This window comes from Bradyrhizobium sp. USDA 3240 (assembly GCF_054063295.1).
In genome coordinates, this window is the sequence record NZ_JBSSGD010000002.1 from 589,558 (window position 1) to 612,008 (window position 22,451).

20 protein-coding genes and 1 pseudogene are annotated in these 22,451 nt (G+C 64.5%); 10 read left to right on the plus strand and 11 right to left on the minus strand.

Going from position 1 to position 22,451, the window contains the following annotated elements; all coding sequences use genetic code 11:
* Positions 1–62: 62 nt before the first annotated feature.
* Positions 63–374, minus strand: a complete 312-nt coding sequence (locus ACVIGA_RS03390; RefSeq protein WP_456665293.1) for a twin-arginine translocation signal domain-containing protein — start codon at positions 372–374, stop codon at positions 63–65.
* Positions 375–630: 256 nt separating this feature from the next.
* Here ACVIGA_RS03390 and ACVIGA_RS03395 point away from each other — a divergent pair, with 256 nt between their 5' ends.
* Entirely contained in the window at positions 631–981 is a 351-nt protein-coding gene (locus ACVIGA_RS03395) for a cupin domain-containing protein (protein WP_456665294.1), read from the plus strand.
* Between the two features lie 219 nt (positions 982–1,200).
* Here ACVIGA_RS03395 and ACVIGA_RS03400 read toward each other — a convergent pair whose 3' ends face one another.
* The 3 genes from ACVIGA_RS03400 to ACVIGA_RS03410 form a co-directional block, all read right to left on the minus strand.
* Positions 1,201–1,737: a GNAT family N-acetyltransferase gene (locus ACVIGA_RS03400; protein ID WP_456665295.1), complete on the minus strand. Its 537-nt coding sequence runs from the start codon at positions 1,735–1,737 to the stop codon at positions 1,201–1,203.
* 131 nt (positions 1,738–1,868) lie between these two features.
* A complete protein-coding gene (locus ACVIGA_RS03405; protein WP_456665296.1) occupies positions 1,869–2,648 on the minus strand; it encodes a hypothetical protein in 780 nt (259 codons plus the stop codon).
* A gap of 261 nt (positions 2,649–2,909) precedes the next feature.
* Entirely contained in the window at positions 2,910–3,257 is a 348-nt protein-coding gene (locus tag ACVIGA_RS03410) for a hypothetical protein (protein ID WP_456665297.1), read from the minus strand.
* Between the two features lie 156 nt (positions 3,258–3,413).
* Here ACVIGA_RS03410 and ACVIGA_RS03415 point away from each other — a divergent pair, with 156 nt between their 5' ends.
* The gene (locus ACVIGA_RS03415; protein ID WP_456665298.1) at positions 3,414–4,451 is read left to right on the plus strand and encodes a serine hydrolase domain-containing protein; all 1,038 of its coding nucleotides are present in this window, start codon (positions 3,414–3,416) and stop codon (positions 4,449–4,451) included.
* A 130-nt stretch (positions 4,452–4,581) separates the two neighbouring features.
* Here the strand turns inward: ACVIGA_RS03415 and ACVIGA_RS03420 are convergent, their stop codons facing one another.
* Positions 4,582–6,114 carry an acyl-CoA carboxylase subunit beta gene (locus tag ACVIGA_RS03420; RefSeq protein ID WP_092114956.1) on the minus strand — a complete coding sequence of 511 codons (1,533 nt, stop codon included), beginning with the start codon at positions 6,112–6,114 and terminating at the stop codon, positions 4,582–4,584.
* 160 nt (positions 6,115–6,274) lie between these two features.
* Here ACVIGA_RS03420 and ACVIGA_RS03425 point away from each other — a divergent pair, with 160 nt between their 5' ends.
* Positions 6,275–6,685 carry a DUF4260 domain-containing protein gene (locus tag ACVIGA_RS03425; protein ID WP_456665299.1) on the plus strand — a complete coding sequence of 137 codons (411 nt, stop codon included), beginning with the start codon at positions 6,275–6,277 and terminating at the stop codon, positions 6,683–6,685.
* Positions 6,686–6,768: 83 nt separating this feature from the next.
* Here the strand turns inward: ACVIGA_RS03425 and ACVIGA_RS03430 are convergent, their stop codons facing one another.
* Complete coding sequence (locus ACVIGA_RS03430) at positions 6,769–7,665, minus strand: DMT family transporter (RefSeq protein ID WP_456665300.1); 897 nt, start codon at positions 7,663–7,665, stop codon at positions 6,769–6,771.
* 154 nt (positions 7,666–7,819) lie between these two features.
* Here ACVIGA_RS03430 and ACVIGA_RS03435 point away from each other — a divergent pair, with 154 nt between their 5' ends.
* A complete protein-coding gene (locus ACVIGA_RS03435; RefSeq protein WP_456670728.1) occupies positions 7,820–9,178 on the plus strand; it encodes an aminotransferase-like domain-containing protein in 1,359 nt (452 codons plus the stop codon).
* Positions 9,179–9,359: 181 nt separating this feature from the next.
* Here ACVIGA_RS03435 and ACVIGA_RS03440 read toward each other — a convergent pair whose 3' ends face one another.
* From ACVIGA_RS03440 to ACVIGA_RS03460, 5 genes and pseudogenes are all read right to left on the minus strand, one after another.
* A complete protein-coding gene (locus tag ACVIGA_RS03440) occupies positions 9,360–10,016 on the minus strand; it encodes a carboxymuconolactone decarboxylase family protein (RefSeq protein ID WP_456665301.1) in 657 nt (218 codons plus the stop codon).
* 82 nt (positions 10,017–10,098) lie between these two features.
* Positions 10,099–10,911, minus strand: coding sequence for a class D beta-lactamase (blaOXA, locus tag ACVIGA_RS03445; protein ID WP_456665302.1), 813 nt, complete (start codon positions 10,909–10,911; stop codon positions 10,099–10,101).
* Between the two features lie 132 nt (positions 10,912–11,043).
* A complete protein-coding gene (locus ACVIGA_RS03450; protein ID WP_095735078.1) occupies positions 11,044–11,307 on the minus strand; it encodes an EscU/YscU/HrcU family type III secretion system export apparatus switch protein in 264 nt (87 codons plus the stop codon).
* Positions 11,304–12,884 (minus strand): flagellar hook-length control protein FliK, encoded by a 1,581-nt coding sequence (gene fliK / locus ACVIGA_RS03455; protein WP_456665303.1) that lies wholly within the window; start codon positions 12,882–12,884, stop codon positions 11,304–11,306. Before fliK ends, ACVIGA_RS03450 begins: the two co-directional genes overlap by 4 nt.
* A 64-nt stretch (positions 12,885–12,948) precedes the next feature.
* A pseudogene (locus ACVIGA_RS03460) lies at positions 12,949–13,736 on the minus strand (ATP12 family chaperone protein).
* Between the two features lie 70 nt (positions 13,737–13,806).
* Here ACVIGA_RS03460 and ACVIGA_RS03465 point away from each other — a divergent pair.
* The 6 genes from ACVIGA_RS03465 to ACVIGA_RS03490 all read left to right on the plus strand — a co-directional run bounded on the left by ACVIGA_RS03465 (position 13,807) and on the right by ACVIGA_RS03490 (position 22,321).
* On the plus strand, positions 13,807–14,262 hold the full coding sequence (locus ACVIGA_RS03465) for a hypothetical protein (protein ID WP_456665304.1): 456 nt from the start codon (positions 13,807–13,809) through the stop codon (positions 14,260–14,262).
* A gap of 105 nt (positions 14,263–14,367) precedes the next feature.
* The gene (locus ACVIGA_RS03470; RefSeq protein WP_456665305.1) at positions 14,368–15,177 is read left to right on the plus strand and encodes an IclR family transcriptional regulator; all 810 of its coding nucleotides are present in this window, start codon (positions 14,368–14,370) and stop codon (positions 15,175–15,177) included.
* Positions 15,178–15,372: 195 nt separating this feature from the next.
* A complete protein-coding gene (locus ACVIGA_RS03475; protein WP_456665306.1) occupies positions 15,373–16,554 on the plus strand; it encodes an aminotransferase class V-fold PLP-dependent enzyme in 1,182 nt (393 codons plus the stop codon).
* A gap of 98 nt (positions 16,555–16,652) precedes the next feature.
* Complete coding sequence (locus ACVIGA_RS03480; RefSeq protein WP_456665307.1) at positions 16,653–17,951, plus strand: dicarboxylate/amino acid:cation symporter; 1,299 nt, start codon at positions 16,653–16,655, stop codon at positions 17,949–17,951.
* 387 nt (positions 17,952–18,338) lie between these two features.
* Positions 18,339–20,147 carry a multicopper oxidase family protein gene (locus ACVIGA_RS03485; RefSeq protein ID WP_456665308.1) on the plus strand — a complete coding sequence of 603 codons (1,809 nt, stop codon included), beginning with the start codon at positions 18,339–18,341 and terminating at the stop codon, positions 20,145–20,147.
* Positions 20,147–22,321 carry an alkaline phosphatase family protein gene (locus tag ACVIGA_RS03490; RefSeq protein ID WP_456665309.1) on the plus strand — a complete coding sequence of 725 codons (2,175 nt, stop codon included), beginning with the start codon at positions 20,147–20,149 and terminating at the stop codon, positions 22,319–22,321. The genes ACVIGA_RS03485 and ACVIGA_RS03490 overlap by 1 nt, the downstream gene beginning before the upstream one ends.
* Positions 22,322–22,451 lie beyond the last annotated feature (130 nt).

Here is a 22,451-nt window from a genome sequence, read left to right on the forward strand (position 1 = left end):
GCACCTGCATAAATAAAACCCCGCCTCGCGCGGGGTTTTTCTTTTTTGAGGCGGCGCCGATATCACCAGCGGCGCCAGTGATGATGACGCCAGTGATGCCTGCGCCAATGGCGGTGGCGCCAGCCCCAATGCCGGTGGTGCCAGCGCCGATGATGCCAGCCGCGGTGGCCGTGATGCCAGTGCACCTGCTCGGGCTTCAGGCGACCGACCTCGTCGCCGGTGGTGACGGCCGGATGCGCATCATTGCCGGCCGGCGCACGGGCGTCCCGATTGAGCGGAAGCGGCGCGAGCGGCGCCGCCTGGGCGGCTATCGCAAAAGTCGCCACACCGGCGGCGACACCGAAGGCGATCTTCAGAAAATCCCGGCGTTCCATCAGAGTTCCCTTTGTTGCTGAGCTGGACCAACTGCGTCAGCCAGTTTTTTCGCCGCGACCTGAACACCGGCTGAACCGCGCATTCACGTTTCACGGAGTTCGACGCCGTACGGCTGCGTTCGCAACTGCGTGACGTCACACAATCATCACGACGCTGCCGCTTCACGTTCTACCCGTCATGCCGATTCCGACCGTTCCACGCGCGGCCGAACCGAACTAGCATCGCGCATCACAAGAGCATCTCCGGGAGGCGACCATGAAGTCAGGACAACCGATCAAGGATGCCAGCCACCTCTACGAAGTCGAGCGCCGCGCTCAGCACGCCGCCCGCCCCGGCTTCCGCATCATGGAGTTGCAGCTTTCGCCGACCCAGAAGGTGCCGTGGCACACCCACAGCAACATCTCCGACACGTTCTATGTGCTGGAAGGCCAGATGCGGCTGTTCCTGCAGGAGCCGAAGGAGGAAGTGAACCTGAAGCCCGGCGAGGTCTATGCCGTGAGGCCCACCCGCCCTCACCTCGTCACCAACGCCGGCACGACGTCGCTGACGTTCCTGATCCTGCAAGGCGTCGGTGAGTACGATTACGTGCCGCTCGCGGCGAAGTAAGGGTGCGCTCCTCCCGCTGTCGTCCCGGCGAAGGCCGGGACTCATACGCCGCAGCACGAGTTGTGTGGGGACTCGTCGTTCCGGAGTCGCGCGGTAAGCGGCATTTGTGGTTATGGGTCCCGACCTTCGCCGGGACGACACTGAATATGTGGCGAGATCTGTAAGTCATAAATCCGCGTTCTCGCGACATGAATCGTCCGAGCCTTGTGACAGGGCAAATCAGCCACGCGGCCATCCCGATGGCACGACCCAGACCAGTCCGCGCCACGGCTCGCCGCGCAATGTCAGTGTCGTGAAGTCACGCGCGGGATCGCGCCGCAGATTGAGCCTCGCCATCACAGCCTGCGAGCGCACGTTGTCCAGGCTGGTATATGACACGATCTCGTGCAGCCCGGCGTCATCGATTGCGTGCCGCAGCGCCGCGCTGGCGCTCTCGGTCGCGTAGCCGTGGCCCCAGGCCTTGCGCGTGAAGCGCCAGCCGATTTCGAAATGCCCGCCGAGCGGATGATCTCCCGACAGCCGCGGCATCACACCGGCATAACCCAGCAATGCGCCGTCGACATCCTCAACGGCCCATCGCGATATGCCGTGGTCACGCTGCGCTGCAACGTATCGCTCGAACTTCCGGTTACTCTCCGCCCGCCCGACCGGTCCGCCATAGTCGACCATGACGTCGGGATCGGCATGCATCGCCGCGAATGTGTCGCGATGGCGATCGTCCCATCTGTGGAGTCGAAGGCGTGGCGTTTCGATCATGCGGTGCAGCCTAGCATGTAGCCCGCATGAGCGAAGCGACATGCGGGGCGTACGTTCGCGCGGCCCGCTGGCTCATCCAAGCTACGCTTGACCGCGCAGATCAAGTCTCGGGCGCCACCGCGCACAGATTCCTATCGTAGTGTCTGACCCGGAAGTAATCTGACCGGTGCTTGGCGCTGCAGCAGAGTGTTCAAGTTGGGATTGCTGAACGTGCGCGTTGCTGATGAGCTTAATCGGGATGCGGCCCCGACCTTGCGGGTGGTGTCACCAACGATAATAACCTTCTGGGGACCAACATGAGGAGACAGTCCTACCACCAGTTGGTTGGTCTTGGTGCCTTGGACGGAGGCGCCAACGTCCAAATTGATTGGAGCGAATATCCAGCCAAATCGTGCTCCTGCATTCGCCTGCAGTTCTAGAATCTTTGTGTAGGTAAGACCGCCGTTGCTGTCTTTGGGAATGGCCGTAAAGACCGTTTCAATCCAAGCAGCCAAACCAATCCCGGTACCCGATGGATCGATATCCTTGGGCTGGCACCAGGCAGGTGGTGGCGTCGACAGGACCGCGGCAAGATCCGTCGAGAACGCAAGGTGTGCCGTGATCGTATCCTGAGCATGCCCGCCGACGCTCGGTGTCAGCGAATAGTCGACTGGAATAGCCCAGGAAACCTTGCCGTCAGCATCGACCCGACTGACTAACGTCAAATCGAGCGTCGAGCCAATGTCCCACGTGTCCGGTATTTTCGGGTTCGCCTCCGCCGGAAGGAAACGGCGAACCGCTCGCAATTCGCATTCGACTATCTCTACGAAGTGCTTAACTTCGACAACGCGCTCCCGATTGATGGTCGGATACGCGCAAGCCGACGCGAATACGCATGCTGACAAAATCAGCGAACCACGATGAAAATTCATTGGTCAAAACCCACCCCAGGTTGAATTGATCAAACCACGCACGTTGCGTAAAGATGTTCGATGAGCAGGAAGCTGGTTATTCAGCCCGCAGTTGCACAACTGCAACAATTTGCTCGTGGGTCCAGACCGCATGACGGGCGACTTGGGAGCCGAACACCGGCTTTAGATGGTCCGCTCTAGGGCTCAGAGGGCTTGTGACCGAGCGCGCGCCGCGCGTCATCTCGGCTCACCCGGGCTACGATCGCCGACAGGCGGCACCCATCACATCAGCTTCAGCGGCGCATCATGAACCAGTCGAAGATCGATGTTGCCGATCAGCCGCGCGCGGCGCGCCTCGGCCGTACTGATCGCAGCCTCGGTCTGCCGCAGCGTGCTGACATTCGATCCGAGCGACACGATGCCGCCGAGCACCAGCGCAATCGATCCGAGTGCCGCGGTCTCACCGGAACTGAACAGGCCGAGCAGCGCAGCGAGCAACAAGACGAACCCGCCGGCGATTGCCACCTTCGAGCCGAGAATGATCCGCCGAGACCGTTCGGCGCTCTCGGCAAGCTCCTCGATCTGCGCCTCGATCTCGGAAATCGCGTCGGTCGGCTCGTCGTCGGTCATCAGGTTCGAACCTGTAGGGCGGGTTAGGCGAAGCCGTAACCCGCCGCGTGCATTTTCGCAAGGAATCGCTACCCTTCACACGCGCGCTAGCTCTTGGTCATCCAATTCGGACTCAAATCAATGTTAGCCTGTTCAACGCTTGACGATGGATGGGCCGTGGCGGCTCCCGCCGAGGTCGGCCTCGATGCCAAGAGCCTCTCCGGGCTCGACACGTTTCTCAAGCAATGGCCCAAGCGCAACGTTCACGCCGTTGTCATCGTCCGCCACGGCAAGCTTGTGTTCGAGCGCTATTTCTCCGGTCGGGAACGCCGGTGGATGGACTGGTCGGCGCCGGTTCAATTCTCGCCCGAAACGAAGCATGACATCCGCTCCATCACCAAGAGCGTAACGTCGCTTCTGGTCGGTCTCGCCTTGGGCGAGCAAAAATTTCCGCCGCTCGATTCATCGGTTATCGATACCTTTCCCGAATATGCCGAGCTGCGCACCACCAAGAACGCGCGCATCACGTTCCGGCACCTGCTCACCATGACACACGGTCAACGATGGGATGAAAAGCGAGGCTGGAAAGGCCAGGCGAACAACGAGCGGCTCTTGCTCGAGGCGCAGGATCCCTGCCGCTACGTGCTGGAGCAGCGGATGGCGTTGCAGCCCGGCGTCTTGTTCAACTATAGCGGCGGCGCCACCACCCTGCTCGCTGCGGCCCTTGCCAAAGGCGTCGGCCAAAGGATCGATATCTATGCCAGGGAGAAGCTGTTCGAACCACTCGGCATCACCGACGTCGAGTGGCTGAGCTTCACCGGCAGCGCCCAGCCCGCGGCCTTTGCCGGATTGCGGCTGCGGCCGCGTGACCTTGCCAAGCTTGGCCAGCTCGTGGCTGACGGCGGGCGCTGGAACGGCAAGCACATCCTGCCCGCCTCATGGATATCAAAGTCGACCAGGCCGCATGTCAACGCCGAAGGGCACGCCGCGCTCTATTATGGCTATCAGTGGTGGCTTGGCCGTTCCCTGCTGAACGGTCACGACCTGAGCTGGATTGCCGGCTTCGGCGCCGGCGGCCAGCGCCTTTTCATCGTGCCCGCGCTCGATCTCGTGCTCGTCGTGAATGCGTTCGAGCAGAGGCATTACATCTCGAACGCCATCCTCAACCAGTTCGTGCTGCCTGCCGTCACGGACTGGCCGCCGGTTTCCGCATAAATGGACTGAAGTCAGCTTTCAGTTCGTAGGGCGGGTTAGGCGAAGCCGTAACCCGCCGCGGGTCATGCGGAGCGAAGTCGGTGGGTTACGCTTCGCTAACCCACCCTACGCTTCGCTTACTATGCTCCCATCACAACGGCAGATTGTCGTGCTTCTTCGCAGGGATCTCGACCTTCTTATCCCTGAGCATCGCCAATGCCCGGGCGATCCGGCGCCGGGTCGAATGCGGCATGATAACGTCGTCGATGTAGCCGCGCTCGGCGGCGATGAAGGGCGACAGGAAACGGTCTTCGTATTCCTTGGTTCGGGCAGCGATCTTGTCGGGGTCGCCGATGTCACTGCGGAAGATGATCTCCACCGCGCCCTTGGCGCCCATCACCGCGATCTGGGCGGTCGGCCAGGCGTAGTTCATGTCGGCGCCGATTTCCTTCGAGGCCATCACGTCGAAGGCGCCGCCATAGGCCTTGCGGGTGATGATGGTGACGAGCGGCACCGTGCACTGCGAATAGGCGAACAGCAGTTTTGCGCCGTGCTTGATCAGGCCGCCATATTCCTGCGCGGTGCCGGGCAGGAAGCCCGGCACGTCGACGAAGGTGACGATCGGGATGTTGAAGGCATCGCAGAACCGCACGAAGCGTGCGGCCTTGCGTGACGCGTCGCTGTCGAGCACGCCCGCCAGCACCATCGGCTGGTTGGCGACGAAGCCGACGGTGCGGCCGGCGATGCGGCCGAAGCCGGTGACGATGTTTTTCGCAAAGGTCTCCGAGATCTCGAAGAAGTCGCCCTCGTCGACGACCTTGAGGATCAATTCCTTCATGTCGTAGGGCTTGTTCGGATTGTCGGGGATCAGCGTGTCCAGCGACATGTCGACCCGGCCGATGTCGTCGAAGCTCGGCCATTCCGGCACACCGTCGGTGTTGTTCGACGGCAAGAAGTCGATCAGGCGGCGCATCTGCAACAGCGCATCGACGTCGTTCTCGAACGCGCCGTCGGCGATCGAGGAGCGCGTCGCGTGCACCGAGGCGCCGCCGAGTTCCTCCGCCGTCACCACCTCGTTGGTGACGGTCTTCACCACATCGGGGCCGGTGACGAACATGTAGCTGGTGTTCTTCACCATGAAGATGAAATCTGTCATCGCGGGCGAATAGACGTCGCCGCCGGCGCAGGGGCCCATGATGACGGAGATCTGCGGGATCACGCCCGAGGCCTGCACATTGCGCCGGAACACGTAGGAATAACCCGCGAGCGCAGCGACGCCCTCCTGGATGCGCGCGCCGCCGGCGTCATAGAGGCCGATGATCGGCGCCCTCGCCTTCATCGCCATGTCCTGAAGTTTTGTGATCTTCAGGGCATGGGTTTCCGACAGCGAGCCGCCGAAAACGGTAAAGTCCTTGGCAAAGACAAAAGTCTTGCGGCCGTTGACCGTGCCCCAGCCAGTGACGACGCCGTCGCCGGGGATCTTGTTCTTCTCCATGCCGAACTCGATCGAGCGGTGCTCGACGAACATGTCGAATTCCTCGAACGAGCCCTTGTCCAGCAGCAGCTCGATCCGCTCGCGGGCGGTCAGCTTGCCGCGGGCGTGCTGCGCCTCGATGCGCTTTTCGCCGCCGCCCAGCTTGGCGCCGGCGCGCCGCTCTTCGAGGGTGTCGAGGATGTCTTTCATTTGTTTCCGCCCGTGTTAGCTACAGTCCGCGTCCCGGCGCGGGCCGGGGCCCGCTTCGTTCGGAATGGCTTTAGCACGGCCATTTCGGAACCGGAAAGGCGCTTGTGACCGGGTTCGGGCGCAAAAACGGTAGGATTTTCCGACATCTGGGGAGACAGCGATGACTGATACGACCACGGCCGAGACCGGCGCCGCCACCGGCGGGGTGCGCACCCTGCTCCGGCTGGAGGGGCTGGTGCTGTTCGTCGGGATGACCGTGCTCTACTACAAGTGGGAGGGCTCGTGGCTGATCTACGTCCTGCTGTTCCTGGTGCCGGATATCAGCTTTGCCGCCTACCTGATCAGCCCGCGGGCCGGCGCGATCGCCTACAACGCCGCCCACACCTATCTGGCGCCGGTGGCGCTGATGACGCTGGGTTTTGCCGGCGAAGGACCGCTGGTGCTCTCGATCGCGATGATCTGGCTTGCCCATATCGGGATCGACCGCGCGCTCGGCTACGGGCTGAAATACCCAAGAGGATTCGGCTACACCCATCTCGGGCGAATCGGGAAAGCGCAGGAGCCGGCTTAGCGCCCTCCGCTTTTTCAAACGCGTCATGCCCGGCCTTGCGCCGGGCATGCTGTCTTCACTTCTATCGGAGAGGGCCGACGTGGTTAGGCGAAGCGGCGCGCGAACACCACGCAGACGACGACAAGCATGGTCGCCGCGATCATCGACCAGGCGACCGGCTCATGCAGCAGCAGCCCGGCCAGCGCGAGGCCGAAGAACGGCTGCAACAACTGCAACTGGCCGACGCTGGCGATGCCGCCGAGCGCAAGGCCGCGATACCAGAACACGAAGCCGACCAGCATGCTGAAAATAGAGACGTAGGCGAGCCCGAGCCAGGCCGGCGCGCCGATCCCCTGCCAGCTCGGCGGCAGCGTCACGATCGTCATCACGAGCACCACCGGCGCCGAGAGCACCAGCGCCCAGGAGATCACCTGCCAGCCGCCGAGCCGGCGCGACAGCGCCGCACCCTCCGCATAGCCGAGGCCACAGACGATGATGGCGGCGACCATCAGCAAATCGCCGGTCAGCGACGCCGATCCGTCGCCCGACAGAGCGAAGGCGCCGACCGTCGCGCTGCCGATGCAGGAGAACAGCCAGAACAGCGGCTTCGGCCGCTCGCCGCCGCGCAGCACGCCGAACACGGCGGTCGACAGCGGCAGCAGCCCGATGAACACGATCGAATGCGCCGAGGTAATGTGCTGGAGCGCCAGCGCGGTCAGCAGCGGAAAGCCGATCACGACGCCGAGGGCTACGATGGTCAGCGACACCAGGTCCCTGCGCTGCGGCCAGGGCTGCCGCAGCACCGCCAGCAGGGCCGCGCCGAGCAGCGCCGCGATGGCCGCGCGTGCCGACGTCAAAAACAGCGGCGAGAACCCGGCGACCGCGACGCGGGTGGCCGGCAGCGAGCCGCTGAAGATGATCACGCCGAGCAAGCCGCTGCCCCAGCCCTCCAGCGACGCGCCGCCCCGCCCCTCGCCCGCCCATGTCTTGGAATCGCTCATCGCACACCTCGCCTTTCGCGGGCGAAGATAGAGGCGACGGGCTGGCCAAGGCAGCTACGGATCAGTACAATATCGCCAAACTGTATGGGTAAAGGTAGGCATACACTTGCAGCAACCATCTCATGCGCCAAAGGCGACCCGGACCACCGGCGTGATGAACGCGATCCGCGCCAGGATCGCGAGCCGCGCGCTCGCCGCCCACGACCGCCTGCCCTCGATCCGCAGCTTTGCCGCGACCATGGGCGTCTCGCCCTCGACCGTGGTCGAGGCCTATGACCGGCTCGCCGCCGAGGGCCTGATCCGGGCGCGGCCGGGCTCGGGCTTCTATGTCTCGTCCGCGGCGCTGCCGCCGCTGGCGCTCACAAAGGACCAGCCGCTGCACGACCGCGCCGTCGATCCGTTCTGGGTGTCGCGGCAATCGCTCGACGCCGCGAGCGGCGCGCTGAAGCCGGGCTGCGGCTGGCTGCCCGCCGACTGGATGCCGACCGAGGCGCTGCGGCGCGCGTTCCGTGGCCTGGCGCGGGCCGAGGACGCCGTGCTCGCCGATTACGGTGCGACGCGCGGCTCGCTGGCGCTGCGCCGCATGCTGATGGCGCGGTTCGCCGACGAAGGTCTCGAAGTGTCGCCCGAGCAGGTGCTGCTCACGATGTCCGGCACCCAGGCGATCGACCTGATCTGCCGCTTCCTGCTGCGGCCCGGCGACACGGTGCTGGTCGACGATCCCTGCTATTTCAATTTTCGGGCGCTGCTGCGCGCCCATCAGGTCAACCTGGTCAGCGTGCCCTACACGCCATCGGGCCCCGACGTCGCAAGTTTCGAGGCGGTGCTCGAAGCCGAGCGGCCGCGGCTCTACATCACGGTCTCCGGATTGCACAATCCGACCGGCGCGACGATGTCGCCGCAGACGGCGCACCGCGTGCTGAATGCCGCGGCGGCATATGACCTGACGATCGTCGAGGACGACATCTTCGCCGATTTCGAGCCGGAGCCGTCGGCACGGCTCGCGGCGCTCGACGGGCTGAACCGCGTGATCCGGATCGGCAGCTTCTCCAAGACGCTGTCGGCGTCGCTCCGCTGCGGCTTCATCGCAGCGCGCGCCGACTGGATCGAGCAGCTGGTCGATCTGCAGGTCGCGACCGGGTTCGGCGGCCCCTGCGCGGTCGCGACCGAAATCATCGCGAGCGTGCTGGCGACCGGCTTCTACCGCAAGCATGTCGAGGAGCTGCGCCGGCGGCTGGCGCGCGCCCGCCGCGACGTCGGCGACAAGCTGCAGCGCATCGGCATCGAGCCGTGGCTGATGCCGCGCGGCGGCTTCCAGCTCTGGTGCCGCCTGCCCGACGGCTGCGATTCCGCCGACGTGGCGCGCGCGGCGCTCGCCGACAACATCGTGCTGGCGCCGGGCAACGTGTTCAGCACCACGCAATCGGCCACCGGCTTCATGCGCTTCAACGTCGCGCAATGCCGCGACCCGAAACTGATGCCGGCGTTGCAGCGGGCGATCGGGCGCCAATAGCGGCGTCGCTCTACTCCCTCTCCCCGTTCTTACGGAGAGAGGGTTGGGGTGAGGGGCTGCTTCCGCCCGGACGGTGATAGCTGTGCCTGCGGAGACTCCCCCTCACCCGGAACGCATCTAGCGATGCGTTCCGACCTCTCCCCGCACGCGCGGCGAGGTGAAGCGGCTGCGGCGGCCCGCCCTACTTCTCACCCACCTTGAACGGCTCTTCCTTGCCTGGCGGCACCGTCTCCTCCGCCATTGCCAGCAGCATTGCGACCATCACGTAGTTGCCGGCGAGCGCGGTGAGATCGACGATCTGCTGATCGTTGAAGATTGCCTTGGCCCGCGCATAGGTCTCGTCGGAGACCTTCCTGGTCGTGGTCAGCTCGGTGACGAAATCGTACACCACGGCCTCGTCGTCGGCCATTTTCGACGGCCGGTTGCCGGCCTTCAGCTCGGCGATGACATCGGCCGACAAGCCGGCCTTGGCCGCGAGCGGCGCATGCGCGAACCACTCGACCTGCGAGCGCCACTGCCGCCCGATGATCAGGATCGCGAACTCGTTCAGCCTGGTCGGCACCGAGGTCTGCCAGCGCAGATAATAAAACAGGTCATAGAGCCGCTGACCGAGCACCGGGCTGCGGATGATAGGATTGTAGGGCCCGCCGATGCCGACGCTCGACACCTTCATGATGGCCTCGCCGAGCGGCCGCTGCTGGTCGTTGAGCTGATCCATCGTGAGCTGCGGAAAACGCGGCTCCTTGCTGGTGGCCGGCGCCGAAAACATTGTGGCCGCGAGCCAGCCGCCGGCCGCAGCCAGCGTGAGCGACGACAGCCAGACGGATGCTGATTGCATGATTTCCTCCGCTTTGATTTATCGGAGGATGCTAGTCGAGCCGCGTGGCACTCACCAGTCGCGGCGCACGCAGATCAGGTCGTCACAGCGCGACGATATCGGTGAGGCATTGCTGTGTGACGCTCATCCGCGCGTCGATCTGCGCCTGGGTCTTGCAGTCCATGTTCATCGCGAACACGGTGATGTCGCTGCCCTTCTCGGCCCAGCCGACCAGCCAGCCGAGCGAGCCGTGCTCCTTGTCGGTGAGGCCGGTCTTGGCGCGAATGACGGCATCGCCGACTTTCGTCATGGGAAGAATGTCGCACACCAGCTGCTGGCTGCGCTTGCCGACCGGCAGCACGCCGCGGCGCAGCCGGTCAAGGAAGTCGATCTGCTGCACCGGATCGATCCGCAAGTTTCCCGTCACCCAGAACTGGTCGATGCCGCCGCCGATGTCGCGGTTGCCATAGTCGATGACGTCGAGATACTTCTGCATCCGCTCCGCGCCGATCCGGCGGGCGATCTCCTGAAACACCGGGAAGGCCGACACCGCGAGCGCCGAGCGCAGCGTGTGGTCCCTGTTCCAGGCCTCGATGCTGCGCGTTGTGCCGTCCCACTTGAAGACGTCTTTGTCCGGGTCCTGCACCACGCCGGTCTCGAGCGCGATCAGCGCGTTCGGGATCTTGAAGGTCGAGGCCGGCAATTTGCCCTCGCCTGAACGAACCTTGTCGCTCGCGATGATCAGATAGTCGTCGACCTTGTAGCCGACGAAGGTGCCCTCGGTGCCGAGATCGAAGAACCGCTTTTGCAGATCCTCGCGAAATTCGCTGCGCTGATAGGAGACGTTGGCGAAGCTGCGCGACGGCAAAATGGCTGCGGCGGCAAGCAGGCCGAGCGCATGGCGGCGATGGATCACAAGAGGACCTGATCTGGTTCGGGTTGACGACGATGCTGATGCCATCGTGGTGAAAGGATGGCAATGAGTCTCGCTTGCTTGAAGCACTTTCTTCACGCGAACCTGTGCCCACTTCGCTTGAAAACGCTATGCTTAGCGCGCCCTGCCCGACAGCCGCAGCACGAACACCAGCACCTCGGCGACGGCCTTGTAGAGCTCGGCCGGGATCTCGTCGCCGAGCTCGACATTGGAGAGCGCGCCGGCCAAGACCTCGTTCTCCTCGATCGGGATGTCGTTGGCCTTGGCGACCTCGATGATCTTGGCGCCGATCGCGCCCTTGCCTTTCGCGACCACGCGCGGCGCGCCGGCGTGGTCGTAGTGCAGTGCGACCGCGAGCTGGTTCTGCGTCTCGCTCATGATGCGCGATCCAGGAAATGGCCGGCGCGTGCGGGCGCGGGCTGCGGCGGGCTGCCGTCGCGGATATCGATGTCGCCGGGCGTAAGCTCTGCCCTGGTCAGCGCCTGGCTCAGCTCGAAAGCGCCGGCGCGCAGCTGCGCGGCGGTCGAGGGACGCTCGGCCCACATCCGCACCGAGGTGCGCTCGCCGTTCAGCGAGACCAGCGCGTGCACGGGCCCGGCCGGCTCGACGTCGAGCGTGAAGCGCGCCCGCCACACCCGCTTGGCGGCTTCGACCTCATTGCCGCCGCCGTCGCGGGAAATCTCGAACTGCGCCATCGCCGTGCCCTGCTGGGTCAGGAACGGGATCTCGAAATTCCAGCGCGGCGCCATCGTGTCGAACTGCGGACGCGTGCCGTCGCCACGGTCCGGCAGCGAGGCGATCTGCAGCAGCGTCTGCCGCGCCAATGCCGCGTCGGTGTTTTCCAGCAGGCGGTGCGCAGCGGTCGAAAGCGGCGCGCCGGATGCAATCGACGGCTCCGCAACGGCCTGCGCCGACGGCAGCGCACCGTGAAACGGCGGTGGCGGCGTGCTGCCGCGTGCGGGCACATCGCCGGGCAGCATCTCCCGTGGCGCGGCGCCCTGCCGCGCCGGGTTGCCGAGTTCGTGCAGCGCTTCCTGAATGAGATTGAGCGCGCCGCCCGCAGACGGGCCGGCATCGAGCGCGTCCGCGAGCGCGCCGGCAAGGCGGGTGGCGCCGCGGGTGAGATCCTCGGCAACCGGCACGCGCGCCTGCGGCAGCAGGATCTCCTGAACCTCGAGCTCGGGCATCGACGGCGGCACGATGCTCGGCGCCGTGCCGGCACTGGCGAGCGACGGCTGCTGCAGCGGCGTGGACGCAGGCCTTGTGGCATCGCCGGCGCCGAGCGAGGTCAGCGCCTGGCGCAACACGATCAGCGCGGCCTTCAGATCGGGCGCGCCGCCGCTCGCGGGTGCTACGGCCGCGGCGAGCGTCGCCTCCAGCAGCACGCCGGATTTCTGGAATCCCGCCTTGACGGCATCGCCGCTCAAATTCTCGTTGAGGCCGGTCTGCTGCGCCAGCACCTGCGCGATCGCAGCCTGCAGCTTCGGCGGCAGATTGGCCGCAGCGACCGCCGCAAGGTTGGCAAACAGCGGCGCCTGGCTGCCCTGGACGGCGGCCGCATGCTGCGCCGTCGCGGTGATGGTGATGCGCTCGAGCGGCGTCAACACGGCCTTCGGCGCCGTGGCGACGGGTTGCGGAGCAGCGGTGACGTTGGCCGCTGCCGGCGACAATTGCACGGCATCGCCCGTGTCAGCCCCCGGCCCGACCAGTTGCAGGCGGATGCCGTCGCTGGTCTGCGATACCGCAAGCTGCAGGTTCTGGCCCTGTTGCAGCGGCACCTCGGTCTGGACGTCGATCGACAGGCTCGCGATCGCGATCCGCACCAGGTCGGCGGACAACACCTTCAGCACCTGCGCATTGACGACGCTGCCGGCCTCCAGCGTGAGGTCGGGCGCAACGCTGTCCGCCTCTTTCGAAGCGAGCACCGGCAGCACGGGATTGACGGCGATAGCCATGTCGGAGGTCTCGGCCAGGCGGCAGGGTCAAACCGCAGGCTAGCCCGGCGCCGTAAACCCCTCGTTAACCGGCAGCCGACCTGAACTCCCTCAGGACGCCGGCGGCGGCCTTGAAATCGACCTGGCGGGCGGCGCGGCGCGCGGCGACCTCCTCGTCGACGCCCCATTTCTCGATGTTCCAGTCCTCGTCGACATGGGCGGCGGCCCAGACCTGGTCCTCGTCGCGGACGCCATGCGCCAACGCCAGCGCCAGCAGCGCCGAGCCGGTCAGCGTCGTCACCACATGGAGCGCCGCGACCGACCAGGGGTCGGTCGGGAACGCCGCGCGCGCCGCCTTGATCGCGGGCTCGGGCTGGCCGACATGCATGACCCCTTCGGCCATCACGAAATGGGCGCCGAGCGCATCGGCGGCCCAGAACAGGATCGGGTCCCAATGCCGGGCCTCGCGCGCCACCAGCGTCTCGGGATGACCGGCGCGATAACACAGCAGGTCGCTGCCGAGGAATTTGGCCGCATCGTCGGCCACCTCGTCGACGCGATCGATCACCCCCCCTCGATCACGCTGTTGGCGAGGCGCGTCAGCGGCATGGTCATGGGATCGATGGTCTCGCCCTGCGCATTCCATTCCGCCGCGACCGCATCTGCGATGGCGCGGGTCGGCACCACGACCGGCTTGCCGGAGGGCGAGCGGATCTGCTTGCCGTCGAGCGTAACCGAAAATCCACCATCGGCCTCGGCCACGCCGGCGCTGGCGTAGAACCGCTTGCGCTGCGGCGTGCGGATGTGGCGCCGCACCGCCTCCTGCGGATCGAGCGGGGATTGTTCTGGAACGTCGTCGAAGAGTTCGCGCATCGCGCCGGCCGGCTTTCGTTTGGGAGGATTTCCCTGCAAGATACGTCAGCGGCAACGGCAAATAAAGCTGATGGAACGCGCCCAGATCCTTGCGGGTTTTCTGCTGGTTGCGGCCGCCTTCGGGGCCGCCCGCGCCGACGCCGGGTTCCGTTCGCCGGAATCGCTGATCCGCAACGTCTACGCCTACTATGGAAGAGGCAGCCCGGCATTTTCGAATGGCCTGCCGCGCGACGACGAAACGGCCCGGCAATTCTTCGATTCCAGCCTGCGCGGCGCCTGGACCGCCCTGCACGACGCACCGTACGATTTCCTGGTGCAGAGCCCGACCTGGCGGCTCGGCCCGATCTCGATCGCAATTCCGCGCCGGCAGTTCGACAAGACGGATGTGACGGTCACGTTCGACAATGAGGGCCGCGCCGTCACGCTCACCTTCATCGTCGTCAACGGTCCCGACGGCTGGCTGATTGCGGACGTCGAGAGCCCGCACGATTCGTTGCGGATGTTTCTCGTACAGTTCAGGCGATAACCCACAGCGATCCTCATATCGAGGCTTGCATCGCGATCCGAAAGGAGCCTTTCCGTTTGCTTTGCTGTAAAGCTGACGGGCGACATCGACACAGAGGAATGGATCGTGGCCAACGAACCTGACAGCTCCAATGACGGGCCGCTGGATCGGGCCATCGCGATCCTGACCTTTGTTGCAGAACAGAAGAAGGCTCTGTCGGCCGCCGAGATCGCCGCCGCGCTTTCCCTTCCACTTCCGACTGCGCATCGGCTGATCGGCAATCTCGAAGCCCGAGGCCTGATCCAGAAGGCGCTCGGCACCAAGCGCTATGTGGTCGGAAGCAAGTTGGTGACGCTCGCCGCCAAGACGATTGGGGCAGCGTTTCGCTCCGTGCGCCGGCATGCTGTCCTGAGTGCAGTGGCGGACCGCATCGGCGAGCAGTGCGAGATCGGCGTCGTCCGCGACAACGTCGTGGTCTACGTCGACAGCGTTCGTTCCAAGCAACAGCAGGCGTTGCAGTTCAATCCAGGCGAAGCGGCACCGCTGCATTGCACGTCGACGGGCAAGATCTACATGAGCCGGCTGCCCGCGAAGGTCCGCGAGCGGCTGGTCAGGTCACTCCCCCTCGTCCGGTACACGCCGACCACGATCGCCGACCCCGACGAATTGCTGGCGTTGCTCGAGGAGACACGGCGCAGAGGCTGGGCGAAGACCAACGAGGAATTCGTCCGGGGTGTCGTGGGTTGCGCGGTGCCGATCGTCTCGCCGGCCGGCGATCTGATCGCATGCCTCGGCGTATCTGTGCCTGCGGCGCGTGTCGGTTTCGCAGGCCTCGACGCCTTCATCGCTCCATTGCAGGAGGCGGCGGCGCTGTTGTCCGAAACCATTCTACAGGAACATGAAGACGAATTGGAAGATTCTCAATTTTCGGAATGAATACTCTCGTTTTCCGGATTTAATCTCGATCTCGCGCAAATCCTGTGTATTCTCGGGGCAGATGATTGAGCTGACCATGATTGAGGCAGCTCGCTCAAGTCCGCATGCCGACACCAGAACTGATCGACGCCGCCGGCCGATCCGGCGGAACGTTTTGCCGTGCCCAAAGCCCACGCCTGAGCCACCGGAGTGATCATGCGCCAGCACTACGACGTTGCAGCCGTTCGCAAGGCCTTCCCGGCCACGGAGCACGTGGTGTACCTCGACAGCGGCTTTCAAACGCCTCTCTCCCGTCCAGTGAAGGAAGCCTACGAACGCTTCTTATGGGAAAGCTTCGAAAACGCCGGCCCGAAGCAGATCTGGCTGAACCGCCTCGAAGAGACCCGTGCGAAAGTCGCTGATTTCCTCGGGGTCGAGCCGCACGAAATCGCGTTCACCAAGAACACCTCCGAGAGCATGAACATCGCCGCGAACGCGCTGCCGCTTCGCGCCGGCGACAAGGTTCTGATGATCCACGGCGATCATCCCAATAACGCCTATGCCTTCCTCAATCTGCGGAAGAAGGGCGTCGAGATCGTCTTCATCCCCATGACTGACGTGGTGGATGCGGAAAGCTTCCGGCCGCATATCGACGAACGGACGCGGGCAATCTCCATGTCTCACGTCACCTTCCATGCCGGCCACCGTTTCGACGTGGCGAGCGTCGGCGAACTCTGCGCGCAGCATTCGCTCTACTTTGTCGTGGACGCGATGCAGGGCATCGGCGTGGTACCGATCGACGCCAGGGCCATCAAGGCCACGTTCATCGGTTCCGGCACGCATAAGGGCCTGCTCGTGCCACAGGGGCTCGGTCTTCTGTACTGGGATGCGACGCGGACCGAGCTGGAGCCGGCCTACCTCGCGGCGGCAAGTCTTGCAGAACCGCCGCTCGACTTCATCGCCAGACCGGACAACGTGGCCCTGCCCGCGACCGCGGGCCGCTTCGAGCTCGGCAATTTCAACCTTCCGGCAATCCAGGCGCTCGGCGCGGCGATCGACTTCATCAATCAGATCGGGATTGAGAAAATCCAGCAACACTGCTTCGACCTCGGCGATTACCTGATCGACCGCCTCGATCGGCTTGATATCGGCCTGGTCGGGCCGCGAGAGCGCCAGCATCGCGCGCCGCACATCTACGTCATCGCCTTGCCTGCTGCCGACTGGCTGGACTACTTCACGCAGAACGGCATCCGCATCTCGCCGGAGCGCGACGGCATCCGCGTCTCGCTAGGCATGTTCAACACCATTGAAGACATCGACCGTCTGATCGAGGCGATCCGCGCCCGCAACGCGCCATCAACCCGGGCCCGCACCGCCGTCCTGTCAAAGCTCGGATAGCCGGACCGGCTCTCCGTATTGTTCAGCAGCGCTCCGAGACGCCGGAAGGCGCGCCACAGCTCGGACGTTGCAACTCTCCGGTGGCGAAGGATCACGTCATGCAGGCAGGCAGCAGAACCCAGACCCCGAACAAGCTGACCACATACATCATGGTGAGCCTGTTGCTCGGTATCGCCGTGGGTTACGCGTGCAACGTTCTCGCGAGCCCGGAACAAGCCAAGGCGATCGCCGGCTATTTCGCCATTGTGTCCGATATCTTCCTGCGGATGATCAAGATGATCATCGCGCCGCTGGTGTTCGCGACCATCGTCTCGGGAATCTCCAGCCTCGGCGCAAGCGGCGGTGCCGTGGGGCGCGTCGCCGTCAAATCGCTGGCCTGGTTCATCACCGCGTCGGTGGCGTCGCTGTCGGTCGGGCTCGTGCTCGCGAACCTGCTGCAGCCCGGGCACGGCCTTGGTCTCGCGCTCCCCGACACCAACGCCACGGCCAATGTCCAGACCAGCAGCCTGAACGTCAAGGACTTCGCCGCGCATGTCTTCCCCATCAGCGTCGTGCAGGCGATGGCCGGAAACGAAGTGCTGCAAATCCTCGTCTTCGCGATGTTCTTCGGCTTTGCACTGAGTGCCGTGAAGGGCACGCTGGCCCCCGACATCGCGCGGTCCATCGATCAGATCGTCCCTGTCATGCTGAAGTTCACCGACTATGTCATGCGCTTTGCGCCGGTCGGCGTGTTCGCAGCGATGGCCGCGGTCATCACCACGCAGGGGCTTGGGGTCCTCGTCACCTATGGAAAGTTCGTCAGCGCCTTTTACTTCGGACTGGCGGTGCTCTGGGCGATCATCATCGGCGCGGGCAGCGTCGTGCTCGGCGGCTCGATCCGGAACCTGCTTCGCCTGCTCCGGCAACCGATGATGATCGCCTTCTCGACGTCAAGCAGCGAGGCAGCCTTCCCGAAGATGATCGAGCAGTTGATGAAGTTCGGCGTTTCGGAGCGAATCACCGGCTTCGTCCTGCCGCTCGGCTATTCGTTCAACCTCGACGGTTCGATGATGTACCAGACCTTCGCCGCGCTGTTCGTCGCGCAAGCCTTCAACATCGAGATGCCGATCACGACCCAGATCGCGATGCTGCTGCTTCTGATGATCACCAGCAAGGGCATCGCCGGCGTGCCGCGCGCATCGCTTGTGGTTGCCGCCGCCACCCTGCCCACCTTTGGCCTGCCGGCGGGCGGCCTTGTCCTGCTGATCGGAATCGACGCCTTTCTGGACATGGGGCGGACGATGACCAATGTCATCGGAAACGGCGTCGCAACCGCCGTCGTTGCCAAATGGGAGAACGAATTGAGCGAGCCTGTCGAGCAAGACGCCAAATTCCTGCCGACGGCCGTCGCGGGGTAGCGCGAGATTGCGGCCTCGGAGCCACGAGGCCGCCCGCTGGAACCTGTTCGTGGCCGACGCGCTTGCACATGACAAGATCGGCGACACCGAAAAAATATCTGACGGCTGCCTGCGCGTCCTGCTTTCTCCGCAATTCGGTCCGCGAATGACGCGTCCGATTGATCGCACAGCAGGTTTGAACGGCGCGCGCATTTCTGCGTCGAAGTGCCGCAAGATACTGTCATCCGCGTGTTAAAAACCTGCCAGATTTCGGCAACAACGCGCGGCTAGCGTTCCGACACCAAACAGAAGCATTTGTCGACCATCGCGGTCGCAAGACGTGGACTGACGTCACGCGTGGCGTCCGTGCGCGCTTGCGCGCTCGTGTCGACGTATTGGCGGGGCGGCGTGGCACGACGACTTTCGACCGTTTGTTGTGTCATCGTCGCGGCTTGCCTCGGGCTTGCCGTGAGCGGCATGACGGCCTGGCTCGGCGCAACGGGCTTGCAGAACGCGCCACGCACGCAACAGGACGTTTGCGCGCGGCCTGAGCCCGGAAGTGCGATCGAGGAACCCGCCGAATTGCGCAGCCGCGATGGCGTGCTCGAAACCGACCTCAGCATCCACGATCAGAAGCTGCCGGATGGCACGAGCCGCTATTGCTATCTGACGCCGGACGGCAGGCCGTCGCCGACCTTGCGGCTGAGGCCGGGCGACCAGCTGGTCATCCATTTCAAGAACGACCTCGTCGATCTCGATACGGCAACGCCTGCGATCGACCGCCCGCTTGCCGGTGCGCCGATCTGCACGACGCGAAAGCAAGCCGATGTTTGCGAGAGCGGCGCGATGACGCCGATCTCGACCAACCTGCACTTCCACGGGCTGACGGTGCCGCCGGTCTGCCATCAGGATGACGTGCTGAAGACCTCGATCCAGCCCGACGACACGCCGTTCGAATACCGCTTGCGCATCCCGGACGACGCGCCGCCCGGTCTCTATTGGTATCACCCGCATCTGCACGGCTTCAGCAAGACGCAGGTGCTCGGCGGCGCCTCGGGCGCCATCATCATCGAAGGCATCGAGCGCGCCGATCCACAGCTCGCTGGCCTCCCCGAGCGTGTGCTCGTGATCCGCGACCAGGATCTCCTCAATCCCGACGCGCCGCCGTCGAAATCCGAGCCGGTGATGACCAAGAGCCAGCTCGACAATGACGGCGACGTCGCCAACTCCGGGACCGGCTTCGGCAAGCCGTCGAAGGACCTCTCCGTCAACTTCGTGCCGGTGCCCTTTCCGAACTATCCGCCGGCGACGCTGACGATGAAGCCCGGCGAGCGGCAGCTCTGGCGGGTGCTGAACGCGTCCGCGATCACCTATCTCAACCTCGCGCTGCTGGTCGGCCGCACACCGCAGCAGATCGGGATCGTCGGGCTCGACGGCGTGCCGCTGCAATTCCAGGGCAGCCCCTCGCCGTCGGTGCAACGGGTCAACCATATCGGCCTGCCGCCGGGCTCGCGTGCCGAATTCATCGTCGAGGGCCCGCCGGTCGGCAGCTCGGCCCTGCTGGTGACACGCGCGGTCGACACCGGGCCCGCCGGCGAGAACGATCCCAACCGCGCCCTGGTGGCGATCACGTCCTCAGTCGATGCAAGCGAGCCGCAGGCTGCGTTGCCGGCTCACGCCGAGCCGCTGCCGCGCCCGGAGCGGCCGTGGGTCGGGAACGTCACACCGGTGCGCGTCAGAAAACTGTTCTTCTCCGAGCAGCCGGAGAACCCGAACGATCCGAACAGCCCGACCAAGTTCTTCATGACCATCGACGGCGAGACGCCGAAACCGTTCGATCCGCAATCGGATATTCCCGACATCACCGTGAGACAGGGCGACGTCGAGGACTGGATCATCGAGAACCGCTCGATGGAGCTGCATGATTTTCACATCCATCAGCTGCACTTCCAGCTGCTCGACTGGTCCGGCGTCGCCGTCAACGAGCCGTTCCTGCGCGATACCGTCAACGTCCCCTACTACAACGGCCGGATGCTGAAATATCCGAGCGTGCGCCTGCGCATGGATTTTCGCGATCCCAACATCGTCGGCACCTTCGTCTACCACTGCCACGTTCTCGAGCATGAGGACGGCGGCATGATGGGACGCATCAGGGTCGTGCCGCGAGACACTGCCAGTTCCACCAAGCCACTTAGTCTGCAAAAAGGAGAGCTTTAATGCGCGACAGGCACAAGTCACGTTGGCTGCAAGGTTGCCGCCTCACCCTCAGCGCACTCGCGCTGGGCCAGTTCACCGCCGGCCCGGTGCTTGCGGAGGACTGGAATCATCACGGTGGACACGAGACGCGGTCGCCGATCAAGCATGTGATCGTCATCATCGGTGAGAACCGCAGCTTCGACCACGTGTTCGCGACCTACGTGCCCGAACGGCGCGAGGAGAGCGTGTTCAACCTGCTCTCGCAGGGCATCGTCAAGCTCGATCACAACAAGAATGCGATCCCCGGGCCGAACTTCGAGAAGGCGCATCAGCAGGCAGCCACCGATACCGGCCTGAACGACGCGTTCCTGCTGAGCCCGCCGAAGCAGAACTTCCCCAAGGATCAACTGCCGGCTCCACTCGTCGGCGGCCCCAAGGTCTCCTACATCCCGAACAAATGCGGCAGCTCGCCGATCACCACCTGCGAGGCGTCGCTTGCGCTGGCGCAGCAGTCGGAATCCGGCCTGCCGTCCGAGTACTACCAGTTCCTGCTGTCCGGCGGCACCGGTCAGAGCTCACAGACCCCCGACCAGCGCATCACCAATGTCAGCGCGCTGCCGGCCGGTCCGTTCCAGCTCACCAACACCGATGCGATGCCCTACGATTCCTATTCGGCAAGCCCGGTGCATCGCTTCTACCAGATGTGGCAGCAGCTGAACTGCAACCACTCGGCGGCCAGCCGCGACAATCCGTCGGGCTGCGGCGGCAATCTGTTCGCCTGGGTCGAAGTCACCGTCGGCGCCGGCGCCAACGGTGCGGCACAGCCCTCCAACTTCTCGACGGAATACTCGCCGACGGCAACGACCACGGGCGAAGGTTCGACGGCGCTCGGCTTCTACAATGTGCAGAAGGGTGACGTGCCCTACTTCACCTCGCTCGCGCAGAAATACGCGATGAGCGACAACTTCCACCAGTCCGTCAATGGCGGCACCGGTGCCAACCACGTCATGTTCGGCCATGCCGACATGCTCTACTTCAGCGACACCTACGGCAACGCCGCCGTACCGCCGAACGGCACGCAGGTGTTCGGCGGCACGCCCGACGCCGGCATCGTGCATCAAATCGAGAATCCGAACCCGGCTTCCGGCACGAACAACTGGTACACCGAGGACGGCTACGGCGCCGGCGGCAATGGCGGCTTCGCGCCGCCCTTCCAGACCAGCCCGGTGTCCGGCGGCGGCTCCTACAGCGACTGCTCGGATCCGACCCAGCCCGGCGTCAAGCCGATCCTGGACTATCTGAAGGGGATCCGGATCAACGCGAATTGCGAACCCGGCCACTATTATCTCTTGAACAACTACAATCCGGGTTACTTCGGCAACGGCAAGAACGCCTACACCGACACCAACCCGTCCAACACGCCGTTCACGATCCCGCCGTCGACCCGCAAGAGCATCGGCGACAGCCTGAACGAGCGGAACATCTCCTGGAAGTACTACGGCGACCAGTGGAACAACTACGTCAACGATCCCTATCAGCTCAACTGGGGCGTGGCCGGTCCGACCGCCGACGAGTACTGCAACATCTGCAATCCGTTCCAGTACGACACCTCGATCATGTCGCACCCGGATCAGGTCGCAGCCCATATCAAGGACTCGGTTGATCTCTACTCCGACCTTTCCAAGCACTCGCTGCCGGCGGTCTCCATCGTCAAGCCGAGCGGCTTTACCGACGGTCACCCGTCGTCCTCCAAGCTCAATCTGTTCGAAGGCTTCGCGAAAAAGATCGTCGACCAGGTCCAGGCCTCGGACTATGCGAAGGACACCGCGATCTTCATCACCTTCGATGAAGGCGGCGGCTACTTCGACTCTGGCTATGTGCAGCCGCTCGACTATTTCGGCGACGGCACCCGTATTCCGCTGATCGTGGTGTCGCCGTTCGCGCGGCACGGCCACATCTCGCATGAATATGCCGATCACGTCTCGATCATCAAGTTCATCGAGCGGAATTGGCGCCTGGAGCCGATCACGAACCGCAGCCGCGACAACTTCCCGAACCCGGTTGCGGCGCCCGGCAATCCCTATGTTCCGGTCAACAGCCCGGCGCTCAGCGATCTGTTCGACTTCTTCGACTTCGACGACGGCGGCCATCATCATGGCGGCGGCTGGGATCATGACGGTGGCTGGGACCACTGACGACTGCACCTAGCGAGACAACAATCCGCCGGCCGAAAGGCCGGCGGATTTCGTTTCGGACCAGGTCAATCGACCTTGTAGCCCGCATGATCGCCAACGATATGCGGAAGCTCGTGGCCCCGGATATCGC